The sequence below is a fragment of the Ruegeria sp. CH2 genome (genome assembly GCF_056537065.1).
Map to the genome: position 1 here is coordinate 266224 of NZ_JBQFQV010000004.1, position 9752 is coordinate 275975.

Below are 9752 nucleotides of genomic sequence, written 5' to 3' on the forward strand. Positions count from 1 at the left end.
CCTCAACGACGAAAGAACGATTCGCATCACGGCGTTACCGGATCGTGACTTCCAAAAAGAGAATGTGTTTTCTATGCTTTTTCAATAAGTTGTTGGGTTCGCACTGGCGCACGGAACGCAATCACGCAAAAACTCGTGACCCGGTTCCACGTTGCAAAGCCAACCGAGCACTTGAACTCCGCTGTAGACTTGCCACGTTCAAATTCTCGTACATCAGGCCAGATGCCACAGGCAAGGCCCGCGATTCTAAGGATATTACGAACTGCATCGGGCCTGAAGAAAGTGAACCCGTACTTACAAATGGTGTATGCAAACCGGTGCGATTCCGTTCTATTTCAAAGAGTTCGGACAGATCTGCAAAAAAAACCAAACTTTGCGGAATTGACCTTGTATTTCCGTTGCTTGCACGGATATACCCGTCGGCGGAGACGTGGCCGAGTGGTCGAAGGCGCTCCCCTGCTAAGGGAGTAGGCCCGGAAGGGTCTCGAGGGTTCGAATCCCTTCGTCTCCGCCATTTACCAAAGTAAAAAATAATCATAAAAAGCAAAAGCTTATTTGAAATCAGACAGTGCGTTTCTGGACTATCGAGCGACGACAGCCCTTAGAAACAACCGCGTTCAGCCGCTGTTGCAACATAGGTTAGTATCAGGGATGCGCCTGACGTTGTCTTCAGAACCTGTACGTTGCGCCCAGCAGCGGGCCGGACTGGTCAAACCTGAAATCATTGCCGTTGATCTCATGATCGAAGGAAATATACCGGTAGCCGCCGCGGATCAGCCATCTGTCATTGATTTCATAATCTGCGGTCAGCAAAACTTGCCAGGTTTCGCTACCGCTCCGAAACCCGCCATAATCCACGAACCCGGTCCCTGACCATTTGTCAGAAATCCGAACTCTTGCACGGGCAGCTACGACCGGATCAGTCCAGTTGTCGTCGGTCGTCACACTTCGCCCAGCAGCGACCCCAGGTTGCAATCGGAACGTGGTTTCCGTGCTGAACCACCTGAACCCGCCTGCTAAGGCCACGCTGATCGCGGGTGTCTCATAAACATGGTAACCAACATAGCCGCTAAGAAATTGCGTGGTGGCAGAGGTATCCAAACTCGAAAACGCCGGGCCGGGAGTTGAGTTACTAAACGCCAAATCGGTGTAGTTGTAATCAGCAAGCAACAACCAGCGCCCGTTAGACGCTGAAATACTGCCCATAAACGCAAAATCCAGGTTTTCGAGAGCGTCTGAAAAACTCAACGTGCCGTCGATTGTTCCACTTGGTGTTGCAAGAGAAATATCCGTTTCGGCCATGAACAGATAAGCTGTGCCCGAAAAAGACCAATCAGATTGCTGGGCTGAAACAGGTGGCGCGATCAGTAACGCAACCGCAATCGCCAAGTTTTGCACCTTGCTTTTCATTAGTGACCTCGTTGCTAAAACTTATATTGCATTACTTGCATGCTTCACGGTTACACAATTTGTAGCCGTTTCCAATATCTCGATCGCTGTAGTGTCGTCGCGGTCCCTATCGAAATAGGGATAAATTCACATCAGACGTGCCAAAGGACGCTATTGTCTGACCCCCAAATTAATCGTGTGAAGGACAAACCCCACATTGAATGAACATTCGTTATTGGTTCGGAGCAACAGACGCGGTCAACAATTGCTTGGAATACTCGTGGCTTGGATTCCCCAAACGCAAAGTTTCCGAGGACATGACCTCAACAATTTCACCATTTCTCATAACTGCCAATTGCTCGCACATATGTGCGATAACCGGAAGATCATGAGACACCATCAGATAGGTCAGTCCGCGCTGTTTGCGCAGGTCAGTCAACAGGTTGAGCACTTCGGCCTGAACGCTGACATCCAAAGCTGACGTGGGTTCGTCCAAAAGCAAGATATCCGGCTCACCTGCCAAGGCCCTTGCGATTGCCACGCGTTGTCGTTGGCCACCGGAAAGCTGGTGTGGATACCGGAACCGGAATTTTTGCCCAAGTCCGACGTCATTGAGCAAATCGCTCACGCGTTTATCGATGTCCCCAAACCCATGCAGATGAATAGTTTCACTGAGGACCTGATCAACAGTGTGCCGCGGATGCAAAGACGCGTAGGGGTCTTGAAACACCATCTGGACGGTTCGAAAGAATGACCGATCCCGCCGGGACCCGGATATCGCCTGGCCTTCCACTCGGATTGTGCCCGACCATTGCGGTGCAAGTCCGGTTATTGCCCTCAGAATTGTCGACTTGCCGGACCCGCTTTCGCCCACAAGGCCAAAACTCTCGCCCTGCGCGACTTCAAGGTTTGCGTCCTTCACCGCATCGACCCGGTCGTGTGCATGACCAAACCAGACATTCAGATTGTTGATTTCAAGTGCCTTCATTTCAGCCCCTCACGCTCGGGGCTTCGGACCACGACGGATCGCGTGTGAGAACACTCAGGTGAGTGCATTTTTCGTCAAGGCGCGGCAGCGAGTTCAGCAAGCCCTGGGTATAGGGATGTTGGGCCTGATGCAGCTTGTCAGCCTCGCAAACCTCGACGATGCGACCCGAATACATGATGAGAACACGGTCGCAGAATTCAGACACCAGATTCAGGTCGTGGCTGATGAATATCAGGCCCATCCCCCGTTCCTTGACCAATCCGTCCATGATATTCAGCACCTGCCGCTGAACGCTGACATCAAGTGCCGACGTTGGTTCGTCGGCAATCAGTATCTTGGGGTTGGGAATCAACATCATCGCAATCATAATCCGCTGCCCCATACCCCCAGACACCTCATGCGGGTACGTTCGCATCACCCGCTCAGGATCACGGATTGAGACGTTATCCAACATCTCGATAGCCATCTTCTTAGCATGGGCCTTCGAGCCGGAATTGTGCTGAAGGTATGCTTCCATGAGTTGCTCACCAACGGTGACCACCGGGTTCAGAGAAAACTTGGGGTCCTGCATCACCATGGAGATCTGCTTCCCTCGCACCTCACGCATCTCGCGCTCGCTGAGCTTCATCAGGTCTCGGCCTTCCAAATTGATGTGTTTGGCCTCCACGATACCCGGATTTCGGATCAGGCGCAGAATGGCCCGTCCCGTCATCGACTTGCCCGAGCCGCTTTCGCCGACGATCCCCAGACGCTCGCGCCCCAGCGAAAACGACACGCCCCGCACGGCGTCAAACACGCCCTGACGGGTTGGGAAACGAACCCACAGATCTTCGATGTCGAGTAAGTTCATTGCCCACCGTCCTTTGGATCAAGCGCGTCCCGCAGCCCGTCACCCAACAGGTTGAAGGCCAGCGAAACCGTGAAAATTGCGAGCCCCGGCACCGTGGCCACCCACCAGTGATCAAGGATGAACCTTCGACCCTCGGATATCATGGCACCCCATTCCGGGCTTGGAGGTTGTGCCCCCAACCCCAGAAAACCAAGGCCGGCGGCAGCCAAAATGATCCCGGCCATATCCAGCGTGACCCGCACAATCAAAGATGAGATGCAAAGCGGCCAGATATGCCGGGTGATGATGCGGAGCGGCCCGGCACCCTGAAGGCGTATCGCGTTGATATAGTCGGTCGACCGGATGGTCAGGGTTTCTGCACGCGCCATACGTGCATAGGGCGGCCACGCCGTGAGTGAGATTGCCAGAACAGCGTTTTCAATCCCTGCCCCAAGCGCCGCGACAAACGCCAGCGCCAGAACAAGTCGTGGAAAAGCGAGGAAAATATCCGTGATGCGCATAAGGATCACATCCGTCCATCCCCCCACATATCCCGCAACAGTCCCGACCAGAAGCCCCGCAATCGGTGCGATGAGCGCCACAAGAGCTACGATGTACAGTGTAATTCGCGCCCCAAAGATCAGGCGTGACAGAATATCCCGCCCCAAGCTGTCGGTTCCCAACAGGTGCCCTTCAGCCCCGATGGGGAGAAGTCGGCTGGACAGGCTCTGAACAAAGGGATCGTGCGGCGCGAGAAAAGGCGCAAAGACCGCTGTCAGAACAAGGACGACAAGAATCGCCAACCCGACCATTGCCATCGAGTTTGATCGCAAAGTCAGCCAGCCTTTGTAGAAGCTGGCCAATCTGGCATGGCGGCGCGAAGTCGGCTCGTCGGTCAGCAGCCACTGGCGCAAGGTCATGTCGCTCATTTCGACCTCGGATCAAAGAAACGGTAAAGAAGGTCCGAGAATATGTTCAGGCAGATAAAGATCAGCCCGACCACAACGGTTCCTCCAAGAACGGCATTCATATCGGCGCTCAACAAAGCCGTCGTGATATAGCTGCCGATCCCCGGCCAGCTAAAGATGATCTCGGTCAGAACTGATCCTTCCAACAAGTTGGCATAGCTGAGTGCGATCACTGTGATCAGCTGCACCCGGATATTCTTGAAGGCGTGGCGCCAGATAACTTGTCTTTCAGACAGCCCTTTGACGCGGGCGGTGATGACATACTCGGCTGACAACTGTTCCAGCATGAAGGATCGGGTCATCCGGCTGATGTAGGCAAGCGAGTAGTACCCCAGCAATGCCGCGGGCAGGATGATATGGGACAACGCATTGCGGAAGACATCCCAATCCTGGGCCAAGGCACTGTCTACCAAAATCAGCCCAGTGCGTGAGGGCACTATGTCCTCGTAGAAGATATCCAGGCGGCCCGGGCCACCGACCCAGCCGAGTATCCCGTAGAAGACCAGAAGCCCCATGAGCCCCAGCCAGAAGATTGGCATTGAATACCCGACAAGCGCGACCACACGGGCGACCTGATCGATCCATGATCCGCGCTTGACTGCGGCGATCACACCAAGCGGAACACCCAGAAAGATTCCAATCAGAACGCCCAAAGTCGCCAATTCCAGCGTGGCAGGGAAGACGCGGGCAATATCCTGAGAAACCGGGCGGGCATTCAGAAGTGAATCGCCAAAATCACCGTGCAGAACATCCCAAAGGTAATATCCAAATTGAACCAACAGCGGCTTATCAAGACCAAGCTGTTGATAGACCGCATCATAAGTCGATTGCGATGCGCGTTCACCGACGATTGCCAGTACCGGGTCGATCGGCATCACGCGACCGATGATGAAGGTCACGAAAAGCAGACCCAGCATTGTAATTGCGATGGTGCCAAGAGTTTTCAGGATACTCTTGATCCAATGGATAAGAGGCGCCGAGCGGCGCCCCTCAGTTGGTCTTTCGGCCAGTGCCATTTACTTGGTCACCTGCCAATACGACGCCGATGTAATCGCCTGACCGGTTGAGAAATTCGTCACGTTTTCACGCAGGGCCGATTGCTCAATCTGCTGGAACATGATGACAAACGGCGAAGTCTCGCGGAACTCGGCCTGGATTTCCTTGTACATGTCAGCGCGTTTCGCGGTGTCGTTTTCGACAACAGCCGCATCCGTTTTCTCGGTCAGCCCGCCGGTATCCCAAGAATTCCGCCAAGCCAGCAATCCTGTGGCATTGGCTTCGTCCGAATTATCCGGGTTATAGGCAAAGGTACCTGCGTTCGTCTGCGGGTCGGGATAGTCCGGCCCCCATGCGCCAAGGTAAACATCCAGTTCCCGCGCACGATACCGCGCCAAAATTTGTTTGGCGGTCCCCACGGTGATGTTCATCGTGATGCCAACCTGACTCAGCGCATTCTGTAGCGATTGGGCGATTTCGATCCGTTCCTGCGCTTCACGCACACCAACTTCGATCTCAAGCCCGCTTACACCTGCTTCATCCAGCAGGGCCTTGGCCTTTTCCACATCAAAGCTAAACGGCGTCTCGTCAGAGGCACCGAGATAGGTTTGGGGCAGGAAATTCTGGTGGATCGTGTATTGCCCTTTCAGGAAGCTGTCGCGCATCCCTTCATAGTCAACCAGATATTTGAACGCCTGCCGAACCTGAGGCTTGCTCAGCTCAGGGTGTTTCTGGCTCAGCGAAACATACATCAGGCGGCCCTTAAGCTCGTCTGCAATCTTTACGCCGGCAACAGATGAAGCACCGGCAACATCTTCTGGGTTCAGGTTGCGCGCGACATCGATATCACCACGTTCCAGCAACAGGCGCTGGCTGGCGCTTTCCTGAACGTGACGGACAACCACACGCTCCATGGCCGGAGCACCCAAATAGAAATCGGGGTTCGACTTCAGTGTTACGCTTTCATTGGGTTTCCAGCTGACCAGGCTATAAGCTCCAGATCCAGCAGTATTGGTCTTGAGCCATTCATTGCCCAAGTCGCCATCCTTGTCGTGTTCCATCACCGTCTTCTTATCGACAATGCCGCCGATGGTAGCGGTCAGACAGTTCAGAACGAAGGATGTCGCATAGGGTTTGTCCGTCGTGATCGTCAGAGTGTTGCCGTCCGCGACAATCGTTTGTTCGACATTTTCCGGCGTGAACCCAAACTGGGTCAGGATAAAGGCCGGCGTCTTGTTCAGAATGATCGCGCGACGCAGCGAAAATTCAACATCTTCTGCCGTCACCGGATTTCCGGAGTGAAAGGTCAGTCCTTCCCTGATATTGAAGGTGATCGATTTGCCGTCTTCAGACACATCCCAGCTTTCAGCGATGTCGGGCTGATAACCAGCGTCCAGATTGAGCGGGTCGAAGTTGACCAGCTTCTGATAGACATTCCGGCTGACATCCGAACCCGCAAACTCAAAGCTTTCGGCCGGGTCCAACGTCGTGATGTCGTCGATTCGATGCGCGATAACCAGCATGTTCGGCGGCGTTTCGGCCATTGCCGAAGTCGAGGTCACGGCCAGCGCCAATCCTAGCGCCGCACCGGTAAGCAATCTGTTAAATGCGTTCATTTTGTCCTCTCTGTCATCAAGTCTTCACTAACGGTTACGAGCCCCAGGTCTTCTCAAGAACACGCAACCAGTTTTCGTGGCAGAGCTTCTTGATGAGCTCTTCGCCGTATCCATGGGTCACCATGGCATCTCTCAATCGAGGCAGCATCGAGATGTCCTTCACGTCGTCCGGCACGACCGCCCCGTCATAATCGGACCCAAGCCCGACCCGGTCTTCACCCATTATCCCGATCAGGTGGTCAAGGTGCTTCAGAACCTGCATCAACGGCACGTCGGACAGCATCCGACCATCCTCACGCAGAAACGCAGTGGCAAAGTTCAACCCGACCATCCCGTCGCTTTCCGCGATGGTGCGAAGCTGATCATCGGTCAGATTTCGCGCGTGCGGACAGATGGCGTGGGCATTCGAATGCGTTGCGACCAAAGGCGCATCCGAATACCGCGCTACATCCCAGAAACCTTTTTCATTGAGGTGGGACAAATCCAACATGATACCCAGCGCATTGCATCGCTGCACAAGCCGCAGTCCATGATCCGTCAACCCAGGGCCAGTATCTGGCCCCGATGGATATCTAAACGGCACACCATGGCCAAAAATGTTGGGTCGGCTCCACACGGGCCCAAGCGATCGCAACCCCGCCGCATGAAATACATCAAGCGAATGCAGATCTGCATCAATCGCCTCGGCGCCCTCGATGTGAAAAATGGCCGCCATCTGGCCTTGCGCCAAGCAGTCCCGGATATCCGAAACCGATCGAACCACTTTCAACGCCCCCAAACGTTCCAGTTCCAGCAGGATGGCAATCTGCCCCAGCGCTGAGGGCAGAGCATCTTCGGCATCAATATGATTGGGAAGCGGCAGGTCATAGCTGGGCCGGACCATTTCTTCCATTTTTGCATCGGCATCGATAGGCGAAGGCACCCAGACGGCAAAGAAGCCTCCGCCAAATCCACCGGCCGTGGATTTTACAGAGTCGATCGCGCCTTCGAGCCCGGTCAGGAAGCGGCCCGCTTCGGGCAGACCACCTGACGAGGCCAGTTTTGACAATACGTCGTTGTGCCCATCAATGATAAGAGGGAGGGTCCTCAAACTCGCTTTACCCAGATTAGTGTCATCTCGACACACGCTAACAGACGTAATCGTCATGATTGTAAAAAAACTTGATGAGTTTTACTCATAGAGCTAGTCGGAATCATGCGGGCGCCCAGCAATGAAGAAACCTCGCAACTGGCATTCTCTGCCGGAATACCAGGCGCTCCGTGCGCTCATGCAGTCTGGAACAACAGCCGCTGCCGCACGGCAGCTCGGCTTATCTCAATCCGCGGTCAGTCGCTCCGTCAGCAGCCTGGAGGATCGATTGGGCAGAACACTGTTCGAACGGGATGCAGGCAGATTGCGACCGACGCAAGAAGCCGTGAGGCTGAATATGCGATTGGATCCTTTGTTCGAGGCATTGGACAGGATCGATGGTCCGGGCGAAACTGTGCAGGAAACACTGCGCCTCGTTGCACCGCCCAGCTATGCTCATCGATACATCGTTTCCCTCATCGCCAGTTTCATTCGCGGGAATCCCGGTTTTTTCGTGAACCTTGAGGTGACAACGTCGGATATGGTCACGCTTGGCGTGCTTGAGAACCGATTTGATCTTGCCGTGACCGGGATTGAACAAAGCCGCGCTGGCATCAAACTTATACCATTTCGCGAGTCACCAGCCGTTTGCGTCATGCGACCCGAACATCCCCTGTCTGAACGCACCGTTCTGACGCCTTCAGACTTGCATGAGCAAGAGTTGATCGCACTGACGTATCGACATGGGCGGCGCGGGCAGCTGGACCGGTTGCTTCATCAAGTGCGCGCTAAACCGAGGATCGTTGCCGAAGTTTCAACCTCATTTGCCGCAGCCGACATGGCGCGCGAAGGATTGGGGCTGTCTGTTATCAATCCCTTTCCCGTCTACCATTACCGATCTCCCGACCTGGCATTTGTCCGATTTGAATCTCCAATGCGGTACCGGGGCCATTTTGTGGTCTCTGATCAAAAACCGGTTCCAAGGATCGCACGGGCATTCATGCGGCATCTGCGATTGAATACCCCTCCGGACCCTTTCTCTGACCCGAGGTAATGAAATCTTTCCAAAGGTCTTCAATGGCAATACGCCATGTGACCGCCCAACAGGGAAGATTTTGGAGGAGGGTCGAGGTACGGACCTGTCATGGCTACGTGCACAGTTTGGTATGTGTAACGTCCGCAAACGTGGTTTTCTTCGTCCTTATGTATCTCAGGCCGTATCACCCGGTATGCGGTTCGTTCAAAAGGCTCGTTAGAATCTCCGCCCAAAACCCGCTTCTGATTTCCCTACGTTTCCAGGCGAAGCTGGCCTATCATTCTCTAGCTCAAATCTTAGGAAGGAAAACCTAGATGGCGGATTGAGTGAAACTGCGCCCCGGCGAAACCTATTCCGGGAAACAGGGGTTCGATTACTTCGAAGGCATCGCCAGACAGACGGTAGGTAGCCAAGCTTTCTGCATGCATCTGCTCACGGTCCCGCCCGGAGGGCGCGCCAGGGCGCATAAACATGAGACACATGAAACCGCGATTTATGTGATTTCCGGGTCTGCTAAGATGTATTGGGGCGACAGGCTAGAACACGTTATGGAAACGCAAGCAGGAGACCTGATCTATATACCATCAAACACTCCGCACCTTCCGTTCAACGATGGGAATGAACCCGCAGTTGCAGTTATCGCACGCACGGACCCGAACGAACAGGAAAGCGTTGTTCTGATGCCGGAACTTGAAGACCTTGTACCAGGGTGACGCAAAATACCGTTGGGGACCAGCAGCGTATTTTTTTCGTCCCTAATGCTTCCAGAGTGGACCTGTCCCGTTTTTGTGCCGCCCCAAGTGCTCGTTTAAGCCACTTTCCTTTCGAATGCGACAGGGCTTTTCCAGCCCAATGCTGAGT

At 54.3% G+C, this 9752-nt stretch carries 9 protein-coding genes, 1 tRNA gene and 1 pseudogene; 4 read left to right on the top strand and 7 right to left on the bottom strand.

The annotated features are described in order from the left end of the window. The first annotated feature begins 424 nt into the window (after nt 1-424). A tRNA-Ser gene (locus ACR0M9_RS09060) sits at nt 425-514 on the top strand. Between the two features lie 155 nt (nt 515-669). Here ACR0M9_RS09060 and ACR0M9_RS09065 read toward each other — a convergent pair. From ACR0M9_RS09065 to ACR0M9_RS09095, 7 genes are all read right to left on the bottom strand, one after another. Next, nucleotides 670-1410, bottom strand: a complete 741-nt coding sequence (locus tag ACR0M9_RS09065; protein WP_480539066.1) for an outer membrane protein — start codon at nt 1408-1410, stop codon at nt 670-672. A gap of 211 nt (nt 1411-1621) precedes the next feature. Beyond that, nucleotides 1622-2377: an ABC transporter ATP-binding protein gene (locus ACR0M9_RS09070; protein ID WP_480486520.1), complete on the bottom strand. Its 756-nt coding sequence runs from the start codon at nt 2375-2377 to the stop codon at nt 1622-1624. Between the two features lies 1 nt (nt 2378). Next, nucleotides 2379-3227, bottom strand: a complete 849-nt coding sequence (locus tag ACR0M9_RS09075) for an ABC transporter ATP-binding protein (protein ID WP_209598734.1) — start codon at nt 3225-3227, stop codon at nt 2379-2381. After that, nucleotides 3224-4135: an ABC transporter permease gene (locus ACR0M9_RS09080; protein WP_480545830.1), complete on the bottom strand. Its 912-nt coding sequence runs from the start codon at nt 4133-4135 to the stop codon at nt 3224-3226. Before ACR0M9_RS09080 ends, ACR0M9_RS09075 begins: the two co-directional genes overlap by 4 nt. Next, nucleotides 4132-5190: an ABC transporter permease gene (locus ACR0M9_RS09085; protein WP_480558696.1), complete on the bottom strand. Its 1059-nt coding sequence runs from the start codon at nt 5188-5190 to the stop codon at nt 4132-4134. Before ACR0M9_RS09085 ends, ACR0M9_RS09080 begins: the two co-directional genes overlap by 4 nt. Further along, a complete protein-coding gene (locus ACR0M9_RS09090; protein WP_480773392.1) occupies nt 5191-6786 on the bottom strand; it encodes an ABC transporter substrate-binding protein in 1596 nt (531 codons plus the stop codon). 34 nt (nt 6787-6820) lie between these two features. Further along, nucleotides 6821-7876 (bottom strand): dipeptidase, encoded by a 1056-nt coding sequence (locus ACR0M9_RS09095; protein WP_480773393.1) that lies wholly within the window; start codon nt 7874-7876, stop codon nt 6821-6823. Between the two features lie 121 nt (nt 7877-7997). On the opposite strand from ACR0M9_RS09095, the pseudogene ACR0M9_RS09100 reads away from it, so the two are divergent. From ACR0M9_RS09100 to ACR0M9_RS09110, 3 genes and pseudogenes are all read left to right on the top strand, one after another. After that, a pseudogene (locus tag ACR0M9_RS09100) lies at nt 7998-8189 on the top strand (helix-turn-helix domain-containing protein); the annotation flags it as partial. Between the two features lie 24 nt (nt 8190-8213). After that, nucleotides 8214-8909, top strand: a complete 696-nt coding sequence (locus tag ACR0M9_RS09105; protein ID WP_480623005.1) for a LysR substrate-binding domain-containing protein — start codon at nt 8214-8216, stop codon at nt 8907-8909. A gap of 308 nt (nt 8910-9217) precedes the next feature. After that, nucleotides 9218-9604, top strand: coding sequence for a cupin domain-containing protein (locus ACR0M9_RS09110; protein WP_480773394.1), 387 nt, complete (start codon nt 9218-9220; stop codon nt 9602-9604). The last annotated feature ends 148 nt before the right edge of the window (nt 9605-9752 follow it).

Bases quoted from the DNA above. Each gene is read 5' to 3' on its own strand.
- ACR0M9_RS09070 (WP_480486520.1), bottom strand. From the start codon at position 2,377: ATGAAGGCACTTGAAATCAACAATCTGAATGTCTGGTTTGGTCATGCA.
- ACR0M9_RS09080 (WP_480545830.1), bottom strand. From the start codon at position 4,135: ATGAGCGACATGACCTTGCGCCAGTGGCTGCTGACCGACGAGCCGACT.
- ACR0M9_RS09105 (WP_480623005.1), top strand. From the start codon at position 8,214: ATGCGATTGGATCCTTTGTTCGAGGCATTGGACAGGATCGATGGTCCG.
- ACR0M9_RS09075 (WP_209598734.1), bottom strand. From the start codon at position 3,227: ATGAACTTACTCGACATCGAAGATCTGTGGGTTCGTTTCCCAACCCGT.
- ACR0M9_RS09085 (WP_480558696.1), bottom strand. From the start codon at position 5,190: ATGGCACTGGCCGAAAGACCAACTGAGGGGCGCCGCTCGGCGCCTCTT.
- ACR0M9_RS09065 (WP_480539066.1), bottom strand. From the start codon at position 1,410: ATGAAAAGCAAGGTGCAAAACTTGGCGATTGCGGTTGCGTTACTGATC.
- ACR0M9_RS09090 (WP_480773392.1), bottom strand. From the start codon at position 6,786: ATGAACGCATTTAACAGATTGCTTACCGGTGCGGCGCTAGGATTGGCG.